General features: G+C 61.2%; 20 protein-coding genes. 8 read left to right on the top strand and 12 right to left on the bottom strand.

All coding sequences use genetic code 11. The annotated features are described in order from the left end of the window. Nucleotides 1–511 precede the first annotated feature (511 nt). From CYA_RS00500 to CYA_RS00460, 9 genes are all read right to left on the bottom strand, one after another. Nucleotides 512–1,132 (bottom strand): hypothetical protein, encoded by a 621-nt coding sequence (locus tag CYA_RS00500; RefSeq protein ID WP_011429026.1) that lies wholly within the window; start codon nt 1,130–1,132, stop codon nt 512–514. Nucleotides 1,133–1,223: 91 nt separating this feature from the next. After that, nucleotides 1,224–2,693 (bottom strand): argininosuccinate lyase, encoded by a 1,470-nt coding sequence (gene argH / locus CYA_RS00495; protein WP_011429025.1) that lies wholly within the window; start codon nt 2,691–2,693, stop codon nt 1,224–1,226. A 131-nt stretch (nt 2,694–2,824) separates the two neighbouring features. Continuing rightward, nucleotides 2,825–3,043 (bottom strand): hypothetical protein, encoded by a 219-nt coding sequence (locus tag CYA_RS00490; RefSeq protein ID WP_011429023.1) that lies wholly within the window; start codon nt 3,041–3,043, stop codon nt 2,825–2,827. A gap of 93 nt (nt 3,044–3,136) precedes the next feature. Then, nucleotides 3,137–4,876, bottom strand: coding sequence for a PP2C family protein-serine/threonine phosphatase (locus CYA_RS00485; protein WP_228375389.1), 1,740 nt, complete (start codon nt 4,874–4,876; stop codon nt 3,137–3,139). Nucleotides 4,877–4,977: 101 nt separating this feature from the next. Then, nucleotides 4,978–6,168, bottom strand: coding sequence for a glycosyltransferase family 4 protein (locus CYA_RS00480; protein WP_011429021.1), 1,191 nt, complete (start codon nt 6,166–6,168; stop codon nt 4,978–4,980). A 182-nt stretch (nt 6,169–6,350) separates the two neighbouring features. Beyond that, nucleotides 6,351–7,907, bottom strand: a complete 1,557-nt coding sequence (locus tag CYA_RS00475; RefSeq protein WP_011429019.1) for an MFS transporter — start codon at nt 7,905–7,907, stop codon at nt 6,351–6,353. 193 nt (nt 7,908–8,100) lie between these two features. Further along, entirely contained in the window at nt 8,101–8,445 is a 345-nt protein-coding gene (locus CYA_RS00470; protein WP_011429018.1) for an MgPME-cyclase complex family protein, read from the bottom strand. Between the two features lie 113 nt (nt 8,446–8,558). Then, nucleotides 8,559–9,017, bottom strand: a complete 459-nt coding sequence (locus CYA_RS00465) for a hypothetical protein (protein ID WP_049749696.1) — start codon at nt 9,015–9,017, stop codon at nt 8,559–8,561. A gap of 152 nt (nt 9,018–9,169) precedes the next feature. Further along, entirely contained in the window at nt 9,170–10,288 is a 1,119-nt protein-coding gene (locus CYA_RS00460; RefSeq protein WP_011429016.1) for a class I SAM-dependent methyltransferase, read from the bottom strand. A 238-nt stretch (nt 10,289–10,526) separates the two neighbouring features. Here CYA_RS00460 and CYA_RS00455 point away from each other — a divergent pair, with 238 nt between their 5' ends. The 6 genes from CYA_RS00455 (at nt 10,527) to CYA_RS00430 (ending at nt 15,375) form a co-directional block, all read left to right on the top strand. Further along, the gene (locus CYA_RS00455; protein WP_011429015.1) at nt 10,527–11,183 is read left to right on the top strand and encodes a response regulator; all 657 of its coding nucleotides are present in this window, start codon (nt 10,527–10,529) and stop codon (nt 11,181–11,183) included. Continuing rightward, nucleotides 11,183–11,875, top strand: a complete 693-nt coding sequence (locus CYA_RS00450; protein ID WP_011429014.1) for a queuosine precursor transporter — start codon at nt 11,183–11,185, stop codon at nt 11,873–11,875. The genes CYA_RS00455 and CYA_RS00450 overlap by 1 nt, the downstream gene beginning before the upstream one ends. Before the next feature lie 187 nt (nt 11,876–12,062). Continuing rightward, nucleotides 12,063–13,244 (top strand): RNA-guided endonuclease InsQ/TnpB family protein, encoded by a 1,182-nt coding sequence (locus CYA_RS00445; protein ID WP_011429013.1) that lies wholly within the window; start codon nt 12,063–12,065, stop codon nt 13,242–13,244. A 118-nt stretch (nt 13,245–13,362) separates the two neighbouring features. Beyond that, nucleotides 13,363–13,548: a photosystem II reaction center protein PsbZ gene (gene psbZ / locus CYA_RS00440; RefSeq protein WP_011429012.1), complete on the top strand. Its 186-nt coding sequence runs from the start codon at nt 13,363–13,365 to the stop codon at nt 13,546–13,548. Nucleotides 13,549–13,786: 238 nt separating this feature from the next. Continuing rightward, nucleotides 13,787–14,341 carry a DUF2808 domain-containing protein gene (locus CYA_RS00435; protein ID WP_228375387.1) on the top strand — a complete coding sequence of 185 codons (555 nt, stop codon included), beginning with the start codon at nt 13,787–13,789 and terminating at the stop codon, nt 14,339–14,341. A gap of 203 nt (nt 14,342–14,544) precedes the next feature. Next, nucleotides 14,545–15,375: an undecaprenyl-diphosphate phosphatase gene (locus tag CYA_RS00430; RefSeq protein WP_011429010.1), complete on the top strand. Its 831-nt coding sequence runs from the start codon at nt 14,545–14,547 to the stop codon at nt 15,373–15,375. Here the strand turns inward: CYA_RS00430 and CYA_RS00425 are convergent. Together CYA_RS00425 and CYA_RS00420 are read right to left on the bottom strand one after the other, a co-directional pair. Beyond that, entirely contained in the window at nt 15,372–16,958 is a 1,587-nt protein-coding gene (locus CYA_RS00425) for a bifunctional ADP-dependent NAD(P)H-hydrate dehydratase/NAD(P)H-hydrate epimerase (RefSeq protein ID WP_011429009.1), read from the bottom strand. The genes CYA_RS00430 and CYA_RS00425 overlap by 4 nt on opposite strands. Further along, nucleotides 16,955–17,365: a VOC family protein gene (locus CYA_RS00420; protein WP_011429008.1), complete on the bottom strand. Its 411-nt coding sequence runs from the start codon at nt 17,363–17,365 to the stop codon at nt 16,955–16,957. The genes CYA_RS00425 and CYA_RS00420 overlap by 4 nt, the downstream gene beginning before the upstream one ends. Before the next feature lie 147 nt (nt 17,366–17,512). Here CYA_RS00420 and CYA_RS00415 point away from each other — a divergent pair, with 147 nt between their 5' ends. Both CYA_RS00415 and rpe read left to right on the top strand, forming a co-directional pair. After that, entirely contained in the window at nt 17,513–17,698 is a 186-nt protein-coding gene (locus tag CYA_RS00415; protein WP_011429007.1) for a hypothetical protein, read from the top strand. 159 nt (nt 17,699–17,857) lie between these two features. Continuing rightward, nucleotides 17,858–18,568, top strand: a complete 711-nt coding sequence (rpe, locus tag CYA_RS00410; protein ID WP_011429006.1) for a ribulose-phosphate 3-epimerase — start codon at nt 17,858–17,860, stop codon at nt 18,566–18,568. 157 nt (nt 18,569–18,725) lie between these two features. On the opposite strand, the gene CYA_RS00405 is transcribed toward rpe, so the two are convergent. Continuing rightward, nucleotides 18,726–19,391, bottom strand: coding sequence for a hypothetical protein (locus CYA_RS00405; RefSeq protein ID WP_228375386.1), 666 nt, complete (start codon nt 19,389–19,391; stop codon nt 18,726–18,728). Nucleotides 19,392–19,455 lie beyond the last annotated feature (64 nt).

The following is a 19,455-nucleotide window of genomic DNA, read 5'->3' as shown; positions in this document are numbered from 1 at the left end:
TAGATCCAGCCAAAAGCCTCGAGAGACAGGAATCCGTATCCGCCCTCTTCTACTGCCCTCCAATAGCTTGCCGAGGGCTATGGCTCGCCGAAACAAATTGCGCAGGGGCGGAGAGACTCTTAGCGGCGTTTGATCCGTGGGTATCTTGCATGTCGTTCGATGGTTGCCTCAGAGGGGCTGAGAGCCCAAAGCTGACCCCGAGCCTATATCCAGCCCATCTCATCACAAACGAGGGTAAACACCGTTGCACAACTGGCCACTAGCAGCGATATAAAGGGCGGCTGGCCATGAGCCATGCAAACAGCCGCTGCCAGCGAAGCGCCCACAGCAGCAGAAAAAGTGCGACCTGCCCAGTTGCCTTTGGAGGGTTTGTCAGAGGGATTAAATTTGTTAAACATTTTGACGCAAGCAATGGGGTACAAAAGGAATGATTCACAAGGATTTCGCCTCAGGCTATCACTCTCAGATGAAATTTCGGCGGGATTCAGGACTATTCTCAATACTTCTTCGCTTAGGCTTCAATCTTTCGTAAAATTGCGCTAAGGTATTCGTAGTCGTCCCGCAACAGCGAGCTCAACTGCCGCCCTGCTTGCACCAACCAGTGGCGATCCCGGTTCAAGATCCGGTAAGTCTGACGGATGACAGCGGCCACCAACTCGTCGCTGGGGATCCCGTTGACACGCAGCAGGGTGCGCAAAAACTCAAAAGAGCGGCAAAACTCCCTTACCTCGCTTTCAGAGCAGGGGTAAACTGGCTGGTGGATCTGGGGCGGACGCGGCGGCAGATACTGATAAACCCGCCCCCCGCCAACGAAGCCGACAATGGCAGCGCGGAAATCGCTGCGCAACATGGCGAAAATCTGGGGTTGCTGCTCCCGCAGTTCCCGGGGGGAGAGGCCCAAGGCCCTGGGACGGTGAACGGTGTCGATGGGAGTGATGGCGGCATAGCAGACCACTCCATAGATCCAGTTGCCGGTCTCCTCGTCTTGCGAGCGGATCCAACTGCCGAGGGCGGGCAGGGGCGGGAAGCTCAGGCGTTCTGGCTCTAGGCACTGGGCCACAAGGGTGGTGGTGTTGGCCTCCACCACTTCTCCCAGGGCAGAGGGGGGTGGGGAGATGGCTTGGGATCGCATCCTTCCTCCGCTTTCTCAAGGCCAATGGCTGGGAGGTCGCTCTGGGGTCGCGGACAGAGGGGGCAAGCGGGAATGGAGGCAGGGCCGCTGCTCAGCTCTCCAAGGGCAGCCCAGAGCCAGGTGAGGAGGGGGGCAGCGGGGGTTCTTCTGCCGGCTCTGTCTGTTGGTAGCGGGCCTGGGCCCGTTGCAAGGCTTCCCGCACCACCGCAAAGCCAGTGCCTCCAGCGCTGAGCCGCGCGGCCACCACCTGGCGGGGATCGATGGCCGCAAAGATATCCTCCTCAAAGGCTCGATGAAAGCTTTTCCACCGCTCCAGGGGCAGATCTTTGAGCAGAATTCCCTCTGCCACACAGGTACGCACGATCTGACCCACCAGATCGTGGGCGGCGCGAAAGGGGATCCCTTTTCGCACCAGATAGTCGGCCACGTCGGTGGCGTTGGAGAAGTCTTCCTGCACCGCGGCCTCCATGCGTTGGGTTTGGAATTGGATCCCTTCCCGCAGCAGGATGGTCATCGCCTCCAAGCAAGCCTTCACAGTATCGACGGTATCGAAGAGCCCCTCTTTGTCCTCTTGCAAATCTTTGTTGTAGGCCAGGGGCAGCCCCTTCAAGGTGACCAGCAGAGCTTGGAGATGGCCGAACACCCGCCCTGTCTTGCCCCGCACCAATTCCAGCACATCGGGATTCTTCTTCTGGGGCATGAGGCTGGAGCCCGTGGCACAGGCATCGGTGAGGGCGACAAAGCCAAACTCCTGGGTGGCCCAGAGGATGAGCTCTTCCGAGAGACGGCTGAGATGCACCAAGATCAGGCTGGCGGCAGCGTGGAACTCCACCAGGTAGTCCCGGTCGCTGACGGCGTCTAGGCTGTTGGCACTGATGCGCTCAAAGCCCAGCAGATGAGCAACCAGTTGCCGGTCGATGGGCAAGGAAGTGCCGGCCAAGGCCCCGGAGCCCAGGGGACAGACGTTGACCTCTTCCCGCACCCGTCCCAACCGTTGCCAGTCCCGCCAGAGCATTTCTTCATAGGCCAAAAGGTGGTGGGCCAAGCTGATGGGCTGGGCCCGCTGCAGGTGGGTGTAGCCGGGCAGGATTGTCTCCACATGCTGGCTGGCCAAGTCCAACAAAACCCCCCGCAGCTCCCAGAGAGCCTGCCGGATGGTGTCGATTTCATCCCGCAGGTAGAGGCGCAGGTCGGTGGCCACTTGGTCGTTGCGGGAGCGCCCCGTGTGCAGTTTTTTGCCCACTTCCCCCACCAAGGCCACCAGACGGCGCTCGACGGCGTAGTGGACATCTTCCGCCTCAGGGTCAGGCTGGAAGATGCCCTCGGCAACTTCCTTCTCGATCTGCTCCAGCCCCTGCCGAATTTGCTCTGCCTCTTCGCGGCTCAAGATGCCGCAGGCCCCCAGCATCTGCACATGGGCCAGGGATCCGGCCACATCGTAGGGCAAAAGGCGAATGTCGAAGCCAATGCTGGCGTTGAAGCGGGCAATCCTAGGGTGGAGGGATCCCGCAAAGCGTCCGCTCCAGGGGCGCGGGGTGGAAGGTGCCGTCGGCTTAGCCATGGGCTTGGAACGGGGAGAGAGATGACCACCACAGAAAGACTTGGCTGCAGTTGAGGCGGAAAAGAGCAAGCAAGGCAACGACAGCCAAAACGCCGCCACCTTGGGGCCAGGGAATCCGGGCGCCACCGCCTTTAGTGAGAGCTGGTGATGCTCTTGAGCATGTAGCCTGCCACGATCCCTATCAAAAGGGCCCAAATTTGGCCCGATTCCACGAAGTTGTTCCAGCCCTTGCGGATATCGCCCAGCACGTCCTGCCGGAACACCTGGGCGACGATCGCTTCCGTCTGCAAGGCCGGCGAGGTCGGCAAGTAAACTAAGGAGGGCTCAGAGCCAGAAGCAGTGGAGTGCATGCATGTACCTCAGGCAAAGGTCAACTGGGAAAGCGGGCCGCCACCTAAGTGGCCTCCCTAGCTAGAGGGTACCCTTAGTTTGAACCTTCGTAGCTAGGTTGGCTCAGAATCGGGCAGTACTTTCAACACCACCAGCGTCGTATCGTCCACCGGCTCAGGCCGCAGGGAAATCTCATCCTGAAACAAGAGCCCTGCATCCACTGGCGGCCCTGGGACAACAGGGTGGGATCCCTGGCGGCCCCGGAAGGCGTCCATCTGCTCAAAAAGGTTCTCCAGGATCTCCTCGGGCGACTCGTAGCGACTGGCAGCCCGCTGGATGGCCTCCATCAGACCTGAAGTCTCCAGCCGCTCCCCGCGGGTATTGGCGGCCTCGACATAGCCATCGGTATAATAAACTACAACATCTCCCGGCTGCAGGTGCACGCAGCTTTCCGAGTATTGGCTGTGTTCCTCCAAGCCGATCAGCGCTCCCTCTGTGTCGAGGGGCTGGATGTCGCGGCTGCGGGCCCGCCACCAGAGGGTGGGGTTGTGGGCGGCGTTGCTGAAACAGAGGCGACGGGAGCGGGGATCGTACTCTGAGTAGAACAGGCTGATAAAGCGATTGGAGTTCTCCAGATCGCTGTACATGGCCCGGTTGAGATGTTGGAGAACGCGGGCCGGCGAGTGGCGGTTGAGGGCTTCTGCCCGTACCATGGCGCGGGTCATGCTCATCAACATGCCGGCAGGGACACCTTTGCCCATCACGTCCCCAATTACGATGGCCAGGCGAAAGTCTTCGGATGGCTCAGGGGAAGGGGCCAGGGATCCAACCGGCTCATCGGCGGCGGCCCTAGAGTTTTCCGGTCGCTCGCTGGGTATCTTAATGAAATCGTAGTAATCGCCCCCCACCTTGCTGGCCACACGGCAGCGGGCTGCCAGCCGAATGCCCGGAACCTGGGGGTACTGGCGGGGCAACAGTTGGGTCTGGATGTAGGAGCCGATCTCCATTTCTTTTTCCAGGGCCATTTTGCGGCGCAAGGCCGCCGTCAAGCGCTCGTTCTCGATGGCCACGCCCGCTTGGTCAGCCACCAACCGCAGCAGTTGTTGGCGACGTTCATTCCACTGGTAGCCGGGCTGACGGCTGAAGACGTACAGGCGCCCCTGGACGGAGCTGCGAATCAACAGCGGCGTCCCGAACAGGCGGACATCTGGCCCCAGACTCTGGCGCAGGCGCTCGTCCAAGAGATGTTCCAGGGCTGGGATCTTCACAGACAGGGATCCCTCGGTTTTTAAAATGGGCTCCTGCGCAGACAGAGCTTGGGCGATCTGCTCCATCTCGGCGCGAATCTGCTCGCGGCGGTCGAGGTCCGAACAATGCAGTTGATCTAGCTGGATGGTGCCGTTGGGGTTGAACAACACCAGCGCGCCGCCGTCGGCAGCGGTGAGTTGGCTGGCCACAAAAGCCGTGAGCTCTAGGATCTGGTTCAGGTTGTTGAAGGAGCGCAGGGCAAAGGCCAATCCCCCCAGCAAATACAGCATCGGCTGCTGGTCTGTCCCCAGCTCTGCCACCGGCTCCGGCTTCGGCGGGGCGGGCAAGATGGCCGGTTTCACTTCCGTCAGCTTTCTCTCCTCCGAGGCCGCCTTGGGCGCACCGGCGGGATCCCCATCTGGGCCAGCTTGGGCCGAGCGCAGATCGCCCTGCTCGTCGGTGGGCGGCAGCGACGCAGCCGGAACGTTGGCGGGAAAGGAGTTTCTGTCCGCGCCTTGGGCAAGCAAAGACTCCGTCCAGGACGAACCCGACAGCCCGGCAGGGGGCTGCGCCGGAAAGGCTTTTTGCGGGCCGTACTCATCCATCGGGAACTTAGAGGCAATCCCTTGGAAACATAACGATGCAGTTTAGCAAAAATATCAAAAGCTTTGTCGCAAAAGTTTCAGCCCAATCCCAATAGTCTTCCTTACGCGCGGCGGCGCTGACGGGATCCCCGGCACAGCTCCTGGTAGAGCTGCTCCAACCGGCTGAGGTTGTGGCTGAGGGTGTAGCGCTCCAGCACCCGCTGGCGGGCTTTCATCCCCAGCAGTTGCGTAAATTCCCGTTGATCCCGCAGCAGGGGCAGCAGCGTTTGCAGCTCCACCGTCACCCGAGCCGGATCCAACAGGATCCCGGCTCCATCGGCCAAAACCTCGCCGTCGGCCCCGACGTCGGTGGCCACCGCCGCCACCCCACAGGCCATCGCCTCCAGCAACGACAAAGAGAGCCCCTCGATTAAAGAGGGCAGGATAAACACGTCGGATCCGCGCAGGATCTCGATGCGCTGCTGCTCGTCGGCAACGTAGCCCAGCCAGTGGATCCCGTGCTGGCGGGTGTAGAAGGGCTTGAGGGTATTGAGCAGCGGCCCATCCCCCACAATGAGCAGGCCGCACTTCTCGCCCATTTGAGCTTGCTTCCAGGCTTTGAGCAAGGCCTCCACATTTTTTTCCGGCGAGATCCGCCCTTGGTAAACGAAGATCCGCTCCAGCCCCAACCGTTGCTTAAGGGTGGAGGGCCCCGGCGAATACTTATCCACGTCGACGCCGTTGGGAATGACCACCACCTGCTCGCGGCTCACCCCTAGCCTGACCAAGATCTGCCGCTGTGTTTCCGAGAAGACGATGGTGCGGTCGTAGTGGGCCAAACAAGGAGCATAGAGCTGGTAGGCCAGGTATTGGGTGCGGGAGGCAATGTTGCGCCGCCGCCGGTCGAAGGCCGGGTGGAAGGTGGCCACCAGCGGCTGGTTGAGCTCCGCACAGATCTCCGGCAAGACAAAGTCGATGGGAGAAATCGTCAGCGAGGCATGCACCAGATCCGGCTGCAACTCCCGCAGCGCCTGGGTGAGCAGCCGCCTGGCGTTGGGAGCTGGGATCGTATAAATCTGCGACTTGTACAGACAGGGCAGGGAGACATCCCGCCCCGCCAGCTCAGCACGCCAACGGCTCCCCGGACGGGATCCCTCTACAGCAGGCGCCTCCAGGCTGGGGGAGGGGCTTTCGTTGGTGAAATGGAAAAAGCTCACCTGATGTCCCCGCTCCAAGAGGCCGTTGGTCACCTCACGGCCATAGGTGACGTTGCCACAGAAAGGTGCCTTCTTGCCTATCCAGGCGATGTGCATGGGCGGATCCCTACGGCGCCAGAACGCTGATCTACAAGGGGATGTGCGATTCCAAAGCCTCTATAAGGGTAGCAGACTCGCATCCCACCTCGGCCCGCTCCTCCCCTCTCAGGGGAGAAACCCAGACCGACAAGGCATTGACAGATACCCAGCCCTACGTCGCAGCTATCCAGCAGAAAAACTTATCTGTGCCCCTCTCTGCCCAGCAGACCCCAGAGGTACAGCCCCGCCGACCCGGTCAGGGCCGCCAGGCCGAGAAACGTCCAGGCAAGGCCGAAATAGGTTTCCGCCACCCCCGCCAAAACCAGCGGCAAACTGAGAGCAATGTTGACCGCATTGTTCTGCAGTCCAAAAACCTTGCCGCGCAGATGTTCGGGGGTCTCCTCCTGGAGCAGGGTTTGCATGGGCACCGCCACCAACGCCCCTCCACAGCCCAGCAGGGCAATCCAAGCCAAGCTGGGAAACAGCTTCCCCTCCGTCCAGGACAAGGCCGCCAAGGACAGACACAGCAACAGGGATCCCAGCCCACTCCAGGCGCGACGGCTCACCTGCCGGCCCGTATGCCCCACCCAAAAGGCCCCAATGGCCATGCCCAGGCCGGCAGCCGCCAGCAACACCCCAAACTGATCTGCCTCCAGCTCCGCCGTCACCTCGGCCATGCGCACCGCCAAGACCGCCAGCGCCGCAAACAGCGAGTAGAGCACCACCATTTGCAGCAGGGCCGCGCGGATCAAGGGCATTTGCCCGATGTATTCCAGGCCCAGCTTGAGATCTTCCCAGAGATGGGGAGCCTCCCAAGGTCTGGGCTCCAGCTTCTCGTGGGGTTGCAACAGCAGCAGCAGGGCTCCCGCCGACAGGTAGGCTCCCCCCACCAACAGCTCTGGCCCCACCTCCCAGCCGGGCAACCACGCACGCCCCCAACGATCCGCCAGCGTTAGCAGCGGCTCGCCGATGGCAAAGCCGGCGATCAGCGAAGCCATCATCGTCGTGGTGTAGAGGGAGTTGGCCGCTAACAGCTCCCGCCTGGGCAGGATCAGGGGCAGAGTGGCCTGTTCGGCAGGGGCAAAAAACTGGGTCAAAACAGACACGGCAAAGCTAATCAACAGCAGCCCGCCAAAGCCCAAAGGGATCCCTGGCCAAAAGTTGCGCCCCGCCGTCAGCCAGAGCAGCGGCGGCAACAGCAGCACCAGGATCCCGCGCACCACGTTGGAGAGCACCAGCACCCCCTTCTTGGGCCAGCGATCCACAAATACCCCCGCCAGGCTGCCCAACAACACCGCCGGCAGCGTAAAAGCCAGCATGATCGCCGCCACCCAGCCGCTGATGGAGGCCCCTTCCGGCTGAAACTGCCTCGAGATCAACCCAATCAGCAGCACCAACAACACCTTGTCGGCCAACTGGGAAAACACCTGCCCTATCCACAGCAGCAGGAAATTGCGTCGGCGCAGCACGGCCAGGAAATTTCTCAGGCCTGGCCCGGCCAGAGCAGCATCCTCCTGCTTCAGCTTCTCGGTTGGGCCGTCGTCTTTGGGATCCTCAGGGAGCGGCTCCGGCAAGGGATTCCCGGACGAACACGCCAGCGAGCCGGAGGGAGGACTTGCCGGCGGCTCAAGTGGGGGGGCCTCCGACTTTAGCACCTCAGTTGAAGGAAATGTGGGAGGAAGATCCCGAAGATGAGGAGTCCGCTGGCAGACCTCCGCCTCCCCTTCCGGCCAGTCCCCTCGTCGCTCCAAAGTCATAGTGCCCCGTGTAACCTTTCTCCCTCCCCCGCCTTGGCCCTGACAGGTGCTTTTCATGCCGGCTCGTGCCGCCACTGCTGCTGGACGGAGAGAGGTGCCCTGATCTTAATCTTGGCCCATCCCGCAATCAAACTTGCGCGCCCGTCTCGAGGAGGGGGCGACACCTCCCATCGGTCGCGCCGGCAGGATCTCATCAACCCTCTGCCAAGGACAGGGAGCGCAAGGGATCCGGGATCGACTCGCTGGGGGCCACGAAGCTGCCCTTTTCCACAAAAGTGAGGCGCACCGCCAGCCAACGGATGAAATCCTCATTGGTCGAGACCACTGCCCCCAGCGGCTCCTTTAACTTGTGGCGCAGGGGACGCAGCTCTGGAGCTTCCATGAAAGCCGGCTGGGGCACCCAAAAGAAATCGATGGAGCGATGGTGCTCCTCGTAGTGTCGGCGACGCTCCTCCAGCACTTCCTCCAGAGGTTCAGAGCGCAAAAAAGACAGACTGGCAACAATAAAGTGGTAGGTGGTGGGCTCAGCAGCAGGCATACTCTACGATTAACATGTGAGACTCGAACACCTAGAGGCGCGCTCCTGGCGAAAACACAACTTCTCCTGTCGGCTCTTCACCCAGAGTTGCCAACTTCAGCCTACTGGCAGGATTAGTTGGCAGACTTGAGTAAATGCGGGGCGGGATCGCGGGAGCTACACAGGGTCTGACAGTCTTCCAACTGCCGGGGGACGGGCAGCCGCGCCATCACCTCCTCAGGCGGCATAGACTGCTCTGAAGCCTGCCTGAGGGTGGGCAGAGCTTGAGCTGCCCATTCCTGCGCCCAGAGGGGTGTTGTTGAGGAGGGTTCCCCCTGCTCCAACAGCTCCTGACAGAGCGCGGTCGAGCGCTCCAAGTCGCCGCTGCCCTGATAGGCCATGACCAGGGCTACCCGCGCCAAAGCGCATTCCTCAGGGTTTATCCTGGAACCGTTGCGCTCCTTCTGGCGGGGCGAGCTCTCGTGAATCGAGCAGCAGTAGCAGAAAGACTCAAGGAGGTTGATCGCCTCTAAGTAGCGCTCCTGCTTGAGAGCAGTGATGCCGGCACGAAGGGATCCATACGGAGGGGACATGAGCCTAAGTATAGAAAAGATTCTGACGCCTTGCACTTAAGGGCGTTGATGACCTAGCTTTTTATCCGAGGTTTCGTGTCTGATACTACTATACAGCCTTTGGCCAGGCGACCGCGAATCTCCTTACCCTCTTAAGCTTTTGGCAAGGGCGCTCAACTCTTACGGGCCAAGATATAAGTGCTGACGTAGTGGGTTTCTCGGCGCAACACCTCACAGCCTGCCTGCTGCAGGCGCACCCCCAGGTCGTCGCGGATGTAGTCCCGGTAGTAGGGTTCGTGGAAGGTTTGCACAAAAGCTTCCATCGTCTCCTCCAGCTCGGGCGAGTCCAGCAGTTGCACCGAGTCGCAGATGACAATGGCGCCCCCCGGCTTCACCACCCGGCTCATCTCGTTGATGACATTTTGGCGGGCCGGGCCGGGCAGCTCGTGGAAGAGAAACACGCTGACAACCGCATCAAAGGTGGCGTCGGCGTAGGGCATGGCCTCGGCATTGGCGCGGATGAGCTGGGGCAGCTCCCCGGGCAACTCCTGCAACAGCCGGTTGGCCTTGCGCAGATAGGCAGGGGAAAGATCCAGGCCGTACAACGCCGCTTTGGGCAGGGATCCCCGCAGCAGGCGCAGCGTGCGCCCGGTGCCACAAGCTACGTCGAGGATGTGGGGGTCGGATAGAGCAGGATCGAGACCATCCTTGAGCAGGCGGATCACCCGTCGCCGCATCGCATCTGCCGCGCCACCAAACAGCAGTTCCACCTGCAGGTCGTAGAGCTCAGCCGAGCTGTCGCTCAGGTAACCGTTGGTTTGGTAATGAAAATTTTGCAGGTAGTATTTTGGATAGCCCTCGGTGGAGATGTCTGGAGAAAACTCTTGGTAGCGCCGGCTGTGTACCCGCTGAGTGATCTGCGGCAGATCCAGCCATACCTGCGGGTAGTAGCGGGCAAAGTCCAGCCAGGGGTTATCGAAAAGAAGGGCGTGAGGGTAGTAACCTGCCTCGGCGTCTTGCCAATCGACCTGTAGCAGCCGTTCGTAACGAGCCCGCAACTCTTGCAAAGTAGCTGGGCTGACCTTCACCCGCTCCCGCGGCGGTAGGGGCTTCCCAGAGGAAAAACTTTGCAGCTCCCTGAGCACAGAGAGCATCAGCTCCAAAGCCTGGGTGGAGAGAGCCTTGTGGGCAAAGCCAAAGAGATTTTTGCCCCACTGAAAAGCGCGGTAAGCAGCTTCTCCGACTGGAGATGGGATCGGCAGCGACAGCTCGGAGCTCAACTGTAAGCTCATAACCCTGCAAGGTGCGAATGCTTAATGTTTGTTTACGTTAGATTATAGCAAGGCAGCGATGCGAAACCGGCAAGTTCTGGGCCTTGGGAGAGCCGGCGAAATTGGAGCTGTAAACACTCCACTTCCCTGAGAGGGAGAGTACTCTATTGGTGTCCCAGGAAGGACGCCTCTGATGCTTCATGCGCTGGAGGAAGAGGCTGAGCAGGTCGAGTAGATTGGGAAAAGGGGGCGCCCGAGCATGACAGCCAAGACGGTGTTGGTCATTGACGATAGCATCATGATCCGCAAGATGGTGGCCAGCATCTTGGCTGACCAGTTTCAGGTGCTGGAGGCCAAAGACGGCCTAGCGGGCCTGGAGGCTGCCAAAAAACATCACCCCGACCTGATCTTGCTGGATTTTGTCATGCCCAAGATGGACGGCTATGACACATTGCAGGCCATCCGGCAGGAAGAGAGCCTGAAGAATACCCCTGTCATCATCATGTCGGGGATGAAAGAGCAGGTAACAGCCCGCGTCCCTGAGCCTTTTGTCGATTTCGATTTTATTGAAAAGCCGTTTGAGGCGGAGGCTCTTCTGGCTCGCATTCAAAAGGCCCTGCAAGTAGCTCCTGCGGCGGCAGCAGAGCCGGGATCGGAAACCAACACTCAGTTGCTCTTGAACAAGCTCACCGCCATCGAGACGCTGCTCATCCAAGGTACGGAAAACCTTATCCAGCGGGAAGTGGTGACGCGGCTTTCTGATCTCAACCAGCGCCTGGAGCGTCAGGAATCCCACAGCGCTAACCTGGAAGAGCAGATCCGTAAACTCACCAGCGAGGTGGAACGGCACAGCCAGGGCTTGGCCTTGATCGTCAAGGAGCTAAAGCACATCCGCAAGCTGTTGGGGGGATCCTGATGTCTGAGAGGGTTTTTGAGCGCGCCTATCGGCACCTGGATGCGGTGACGGCCCTGTTTGTGGCTGTGCTGCTGATCTCCAACATCGCCTCCACCAAGATCGTGCTCTTGGGGCCGTTTACGTTCGATGGCGGCACCGTCCTTTTTCCCCTCAGCTACATTTTCGGCGACATCCTCACGGAGGTCTACGGCTATGCCCGCTCGCGGCGGGTGATCTGGCTGGGATTTATCTCGGCGGCCCTGATGTCGGCGACCTTGATGATCGTGGGATCCCTGCCGGCAGCCCCCGACTGGCCCTACCAGGAAGCCTACAAACAGATTCTCGGCCTTACCCCGCGCATTGTACTGGCCAGCCTAATTGCCTACTGGAGCGGCAGCTTTGCCAATGCCTATGTGCTGGCCCGCCTGAAGGTGTGGACGCGGGGACGCTGGCTGTGGACACGCACCATCAGCTCCACCCTGGTGGGCCAGGCGGTGGATACGGGCCTGTTTATTCTCATCGCCTTCTGGGGGGTGTTTCCCGGTCTGATGAGCCTCATTGTCTCCAACTACGTGTTCAAGTGTGCCGTTGAGGCGGTCTGTACGCCCCTGACCTATGTCATCACCGGCTGGCTGAAGCAGCAAGAACAGGAAGACTACTTTGACGTGGCAACCGACTTCAACCCTTTCCGAATGCAGTCCGTATCTGGGTAGTTCATTCGTCCATGGCTGCCCCGACGGATATGGCCAAAAGAGGGATCCCAGTTTTGGTATAGTCAGCTAGAAACCGCAGGAGCCCCGCCCTGTACCCCCCTATATCCCCCCGTATACGGGGGGACTGGGGGGCCGGGGGCCGTGCCGGTCAGGGTCGGGAGGAATGCGGACGACGTATAATCGTGACATGGCCCAAGTCCTGACTATCTCCTGCAAACTCAAGGTGTCTGTGTCGCAAGCCGCCAAGCTGGATGCGACCCTGGATGCCTTCGCAAAGGCACTGAACTGCGTGAATGAGAACACACCAGAGAAGATAGTCAACGCCGTCAAGCTCCAATCTCTCTGCTACCGCGAGATTCGTACCCGCTTCGGACTATCCAGCAACCTGGCACAACAGGTGTGCAGAAGGTTAGCCGGTGCCCGCAAGGTTGCCCAGCAGAAAAACCGTCCAGTCAAGGCGTTCAAGTCTGGCTTTGTTACCTACGATGCCCGCATCTTCTCGTTCCGTGAGAAGGACTGGACGGTGTCGCTGACCACCGTTGAGGGACGGGAACGCTTTGAACTGGATATAGGTCACTACCAGCGCGGCCTGCTAGCGGGTTCAAATCCCAAAGCAGCCACGTTGGTCAAGCGCCAAGGCGGCTCCTACTCCATCCAGATTGGCGTGGAGTCTGAGGTGCCGGAGCCGGAGCACGCCGTCAAGGCCATTGGTGTGGACTTGGGTAGGAGAGATATTGCCCACACCTCTGAGGGAGATAACTGGAATGGACAGCAGTTGAACCAGGTCAGAGACCACTACTCCCGTTTGAGAGGGGTTCTCCAACGCAAGGCCAGCAAGGGCACACGCAGTACACGACGTCGGTGTCAGCAACTGCTGCAACGGCTGTCTGGTCGGGAGAGACGCTTTCAAACTTGGGTGAACCACTGCATCTCCAAGTCGATTGTTGCTAGGGCACTGGCCACTCACCGTTTTATTGCCTTGGAAGACCTGACCGGGATCCGGGAGCGGGTCAACCGGCAGCCGCGCAGCAAGACGGAGCGGCGGCGGGCAAACAGTTGGGCGTTCTACCAGTTGCGGCAGTTTGTGCACTACAAGGCGATGCGGGCAGGGGTGAAGGTTGTGGTGGTTTCGCCGGCCTACAGCTCGCAGACCTGCCACCAGTGCCTGTGGATTGGGCAACGGGAAGGGAAGCATTTTCGCTGTGTGAACCCGGCTTGTGGTTGGGAAGGGGATGCAGATTTGAACGGTGCCAACGGGATTGCACTTTTGGGGGTTGCTGTAAACCAGCCCCCCTCAATCCCCCCGCCCCCCTGCCCCCGTATACGGGGGGTTGGGGGGCTGGAAGGGGGGGCGGTCGGAGCCGGGTAGTTTACAGCGTTATCCTATCTACCCTGCCGCCGGTGCGCAGCGAGCCGGATCAGGTTGGGCAGCCCGGTGTTGTCGGGAGCTTTTATCCAAGACAAGACTTTTGTGAGGGATCCAGACCATGATGCTCATTTTCCAAATTGCTTTGTTGGTGTTGGTGCTTTACAGCTTGCTGTTGGTGGTGGCGGTGCCGGTGCTCTTCAGCTCGGCCAGCGACTGGAGCCGGGCCAAGAATGTGATTTTGGTGGGATCCCTGCTCTGGGTGCTGATGGTGATCGGGGTGGGGGTACTTAGTTTCTTTAAGTGATATCCTTCGACGCCCATCCCCCAGGCTCCTGGACGTTGCAGAGCATCAGGGTTGCGACTGCAAGGTTCTGGGGGCGGGGAAAACTGCGCATCTCCGCACCCGCGTGGGCCTTGAGCGCTCTCGGTAGAAGGGATCCCACCCCTTACAATGGATAGCAATTTAATTTAATCTCATGGCCTTGCTGCTCCCTAGGTCAGCGGCAAGTTGTGCCTATACTGATGTCTTTTGGGAGGTTTGGGTGTTGAGAGCAGTGAAGCGTTCGTGGAGCCTCCGCTTGGCCCGGCTGGGGACGAGGCTGATTTTGGCAGGCTTGTTGGTAGGGGTGCTGTCCCCTTCGGCAGCGGCGCAGTCGGGCCTGGTGATCACCGGCAGCGAAGGGGTACCTGTCCTCAGCTACCGGCTGGATTTTCGCGGCATTCGCGGTCGGTTGGATCGCTATCGCCTGACGATCCCGCCTCAGAACGTGGCGGTGGCAGAGGTGCAGATCAACGGGGATAGAAATTTCGATGCCGTCATCGACCCGGAGAACGTGCGCCTAGAGGTGGAGGGCAAGCCGGTGGAGCTGGCGGAAGTGTACTGGAACGAGGAGTTTCGCTCTTTGGAGGTGGTGGCCCGTCAGCCCATTGCCGCCGGCCAGGAGATCCGCTTGGTGCTCTCCAATGTGCGCAATCCTTCCGCTGCCGGCATCTACCGGGTAGAGGCGCGGGTACGGGGGACAGAGCCCAACCCCCTCTTCCGCAATGTGGGCAACTGGCTCATCACCATCGACGATCCGGAGCGGCTCACTTTCTAAGGGCAGCTCCCTTCGAGCGGGGGAGAGTTTTGAGAGTGGATCCCTGAACAGGGGGTTTCGGGCGTAGCCCTTTTCAGAGACAGGGCAAGGCTGGTGAGGTACTGCGGCATCTCTATCTCCCCTCTCCCTAAGGGAGAGGGGTTGGGGGTGAGGGAAACTCCCCTCCAGACAGTAGCCTGGCGTACTGGGAGAGGCTTTCTTTGGTGCTGGCCGATATCTGGTATCCCAACTGGTGGCAGGCCCTGGTCTTGGGCATGGTGCAAGGGATCACGGAATTTCTGCCCATCAGCAGCACGGCGCACCTGCGGGTGTTTCCAGCTTTGCTGGGCTGGCCGGATGCGGGGGCTTCCTTTGCGGCGGTGATCCAATTGGGCAGCCTGGGAGCGGTGTTGATCTACTTTGCTTCTGACCTGCGCCAGTTGCTCCTCGGCTCCTGGAAGGCTTGGCAGAAGCGAGATTTCCAGGAGGAGTCTTGGCGGCTGCTCATGGGGATCCTGGTGGGAACGCTGCCGATTGTCATAGCGGGCTGGGCCGTCAAGGCCATCTGGGGATCCCCGCCCCGGCAGTTGTGGGTGGTTGCCGCCGCCGCCATCGGCTTGGCCCTGGCTTTGGGCTGGGCAGAACGGGTGGGGAAGCGCCGGCGCGATCTGCACAGCCTGGGCATTGGGGATGGGCTCTGGGTGGGGCTGGCCCAGGCTTTGGCCCTGATCCCAGGGGTATCCCGCTCTGGTGTGACGCTGACGGCGGCTCTGTTGCTCGATTTGCAGCGCTCGGCTGCCGCCCGCTACTCCTTTTTGCTGGGGATCCCGGCCCTCTTTTTGGCCGGGGTGGCGGAGTTTATCGCCGAGTTCAGGGCAGAGGCGCTGCTGTCGCAGGGGCTGGGGACGCTCTCGGCCTTTGTCTTCTCCTACGGGTCCATCGACTGGCTAATTCGATTTTTGCAGCGCAGCAGCACCTGGGTGTTCATTGTCTATCGGATTGGTTTTGGCCTGTTCATTTTCCTGGGGCTGGCCCTGGGGTTTTTGCAACCTTAAGTGGGCTTTTGTTGCCGCAGAATCCGCAGCGCTTTCGGCAGGTGCTCCGCCAGGTGGGCCGGATCCACGCCCGTTAGACCCCGTTCCCCCGCCAAATGGATGGCTGCTTGAGCATGCCACCACACCCCCGCACAGGCGCAACTGAGCAGCTCCGCGATCCCCATCGACTGACCCAGTTGAGCCCTTCTGCGCGCCACCAGGCCGCCGATCAGGCCGGTCAGAACATCGCCGCTGCCGCCGCGGGCCAAAGCCGGTGTGCTTTCCGGGTTGACCCAGCATTCCCCCGTAGGAGAGGCGATGACCGTCCGCGCCCCCTTCAAGACCACTACTGCCCCGCTCTGGGCTGCTGCTCTCTGGGCTGCCTCCATGCGATCTGAAAGCGGGAGGTGCGGAAAAAGCCGGCGAAACTCCCCCAGGTGCGGGGTGAGGATGGCTTGGATCCTGTGTTCTGGCAAGCGCTCCACCCCTATTTCCGCCAAGGCGTTGAGGCCATCGGCGTCGATCACCCAAGGGATCCCGGCCCAATCCTGCAGCAGGATCTCCAGCAGCAGACGGCGGGTTTCTCCCACGCCCGGCCCCACCGCCACTGCCTGAAAGGGTTTCTCGGCCAGCAGGGAGGGGATCCCTTCCCAGGCGTGAACCAAGACTTCCGGCAAAGCGCTGTGGACGAGCCCTTTCAATTCTGCCGGCACCGCCAGGGTTACCATGCCCACGCCGCTGGCGCGGGATCCCAGCCCGGCCAACACCGCCGCCCCGGCATAGGTTGTCGATCCCGCCACCAGCAACAGGGATCCCTGGCGGTATTTGTGGGTATCCAAAGGCGGATCGGGGGGGAAATGGGGCCAGGGGTGCAGCAACACCTGGGGAACTTCCACCTCCGGCCAGGCCCAAGGGGGAATGCCGAAATCGAGGCGGCGCAGACGTCCCACCCAAGGCAGAGCCGCCTCCTGCCACAGGCCCCGCTTCCAGAGGCCCAGGGCATAGGTGTAGCTGGCGCGGATGCAGCAGCCCCAGATCTCGCCTGTCTGGTCGTTGAGGCCGGAGGGCAGGTCCAGGCTGAGGATGGGAATGCCGCTGCCGTTGGCCCACTCCACCGCCTCCGCCCAGGGATCCCCCAGGGGCCGGTTTAGGCCAATGCCAAAGAGGGCGTCGATGAGCAGGTCGCAGTCGGCCAACGCCTCCACCCGCTCCACAAACTCCGCCCCCAGGGCCCTGAGGTAGCGGGCGTGCTCGGCGGTCAGGGGTTTGAGATCTGGCTTGCCCAGCCACACCTTCACCGACCTTTGGGCCAGCCGCAGCTCTCGTCCGACCACCAAGCCGTCGCCGCCATTGTGCCCTGTCCCGCAGAGGATGCCGATGCGCTGGGCCTGGGGAAAATCCTGTTGCAACTGGGCAAAAGCGGCCAGCCCTACCTTTTCCATCAGGGCGGCCACGGGCATGCCGGCAGCGAAGATCTCCTCCTCAAGGCGCTGCATCTGCGCCGCGCTGACCAGGGCGGTGGCCGGGTCGAACTGGCAGCGGGGATCCCTATCGCCACGCCGCGCTGGTGTTACAGGCGGTATCGCTGGGGGGAGAGGGTTCATGGCTCAGTTGCGCCAATGGCGCTTAGCTCGATTACATTCCCATCCGGATCGCGGACAAACACAGCCGCCCGCCCGGAAGCGCTGGGCTGCACCTCATAGCCTGCCTGCAGCAGGCGGGCTTTCACCGCCTCCAGATCTTCCACTCCCAGCGCCACGTGGGGAAGGCGCCCCCACTTCGCCCTGCTGCCACGACTGGCTTGCTGCCCCTGGTCAAGCGGCTCCTCAGTGACGATCAAGTGAATCTGCGAAGACCCCACCTGGTACCAGGCGCCGGGAAAGTCAAAGGGAAACCGTTCTGCCTTGGGGATCCCGAGCACCGTGCCGTAGAAATGCTCGGCCCTGGCCAGATCGCTGACCCAAAGGGCGGTGTGCAGGTGCTGGTAGGCGGGCTTTGGGGAGGCGGTCATGACATTGCTCCGGGAAAGTGCTTGCATCTGTCGAGGGAAACCATATTTTCTCCAAGAGCCTGCTCCGCCTGTGCGCTAAGTTGGAGCTAGGGCAGCGGCGAGGAACGTACCTTTGTCCTATCTTGGTTCTTACCCAGGAGTTGGTCTATGGGATCCCGCACCAAGTTTTTCGGCACCGTCTTGGCCATGCTGGCTGTCAACAGCATCTATATGCAGTTGCAGCAGCTGGCCCTGCGGCTGGAAGAAGAGGTGAACCCGGCTCCCTCAGAGCAGGCTGCTCCAGAGCCTCAGAGCAACGCGCAGCCACCGGATCTCTGGGGACATCTGGCCTAAGTTTTCCGGGGATGGCGGTGGGTCGAGGCCAGTGCTGGCTCCACCTCTCCCCTGCAACCCTAGGCTCCGAGCCAAGAGGCAGTTTGCAAAGGGGATCAAACTCCGTACCATAGAGGAGCGAGCTCCCCTATTTTGCGGTTTACAACTTGGATACTCACCATGACTCAGCCGTCAGCAGCTTCTGGGCAAAAGCCGATCGTCGTCGCCCCCTCCATCCTTTCAGCCGATTTTAGCCGCTTGGGGGAAGAAGTGCGGGCGGTGGACGAGGCAGGGGCCGACTGGATCCACGTGGATGTGATGGATGGCCGCTTTGTGCCCAACATCACCATCGGCCCGCTGGTGGTAGAAGCCCTGCGCCCGGTTACGGCCAAGCCTCTGGATGTCCACCTGATGATTGTGGAGCCGGAAAAGTATGTGGCCGACTTTGCCAAGGCGGGGGCCGATATCATCTCCGTTCACGCCGAGTCCAGCTCCACCATTCACCTGCACCGCACCCTCGGACAAATCAAGGATCTGGGCAAGCAAGCAGGCGTGGTGCTCAACCCCGCCAGCCCCCTGGAGCTGATCCAGTACGTGCTGGATCTGGTGGATCTGGTGTTGATCATGAGTGTCAACCCTGGCTTTGGCGGGCAGAGCTTCATCCCGGCGGTGGTGCCCAAGATTCGCCAGTTGCGAGCCCTGTGCGACGAGCGCGGCTTGGATCCCTGGATTGAAGTAGATGGCGGCATCAAGGCCAGCAACGCCTGGCAGGTGATCGAGGCGGGGGCCAACGCCATCGTGGCTGGCTCAGCCGTGTTCAAGGCCAAGGACTACGGGGAAGCCATTCGTGCCATTCGCCACAGCCGCCGCCCCGAGCTGGTAACGGTTTGATTTGAGCTGATCTGGGAAAACCCTGCCCTTGGACTCCTCTCAGGCCAAGGCGCAAAAGAGAGGGGAGAAGGCCTGGCGCTCCTCACCCTCAGCCCATTGGGAAGGGCCACGGCTCAGCGGCAGGGATCCCTTCTGGTGGGAGGATGGGCTCGAAATTCTAGCGCAGAGCGTTGGTCTTCTTCTGGGCAGCCAAAGGCACGGTACCGTCCTCACCGGCGGCCTGGACTAGGCAATGGGGAGGTGTGGAAGGAGGCGTGATGGGCTGGGGCGAAGTGGGGCTGAAAAAGGTCTGGCAGAAGGGCAGGCGGCTGTTGCGCTGAATGGTGGCAAGGTAAGGGGGAGGGACAGTGCCCCAGTAGGCGCCCAGCACCTGCTGGTCCGGATCCTCCGGCAGCACCTGGTAGTACACCATCAGGCGATTATCGGGGAACCAGGCGCGAACAAGCCTTTGCAGTTGCCTTAAATTGAAGCCCGGCTCTTCTGGATTGTCAATTAGGTGCATCCCCGCCAGCCGCCCGCCCATGAAGTAGGCCTCTACATAAAACCCACGGGCATAGAGGGGGGGCTCTGAGGGATCCCGCGACGAAGGGGCATCCGGCAGGTAAAGGGCCTCACCGCCCGGGCGCAGTTGCCAGCGGCTCCAGCGGGGATCCTCCCGGTCGCTGGAAATCGTCTCCCAATTGTTGGCGCGGGCGTAGCTCAAGAAGCGCTCCTCCACCATGCCCAAATAGAGCATTTCCATCTGCAGGGGCAGCCGGGCACTTGTTTGCAATAGGGGCAAAGTTCGCACTTCTCCCTGCTTGAGCACCAAAACTTCTGCCAAGGCAGGGCGCGGTTCCCACGCCAGCAACGCCGCCAGGATTCCTGCTCCGAGGGCTCTGCCAAGG

The organism is Synechococcus sp. JA-3-3Ab, assembly GCF_000013205.1.
Taxonomy (GTDB): Bacteria; Cyanobacteriota; Cyanobacteriia; order Thermostichales; family Thermostichaceae; genus Thermostichus.
The sequence above is the reverse complement of the archived record's forward strand: the minus strand, read 5'-3'. Positions and strand labels throughout refer to the sequence as shown.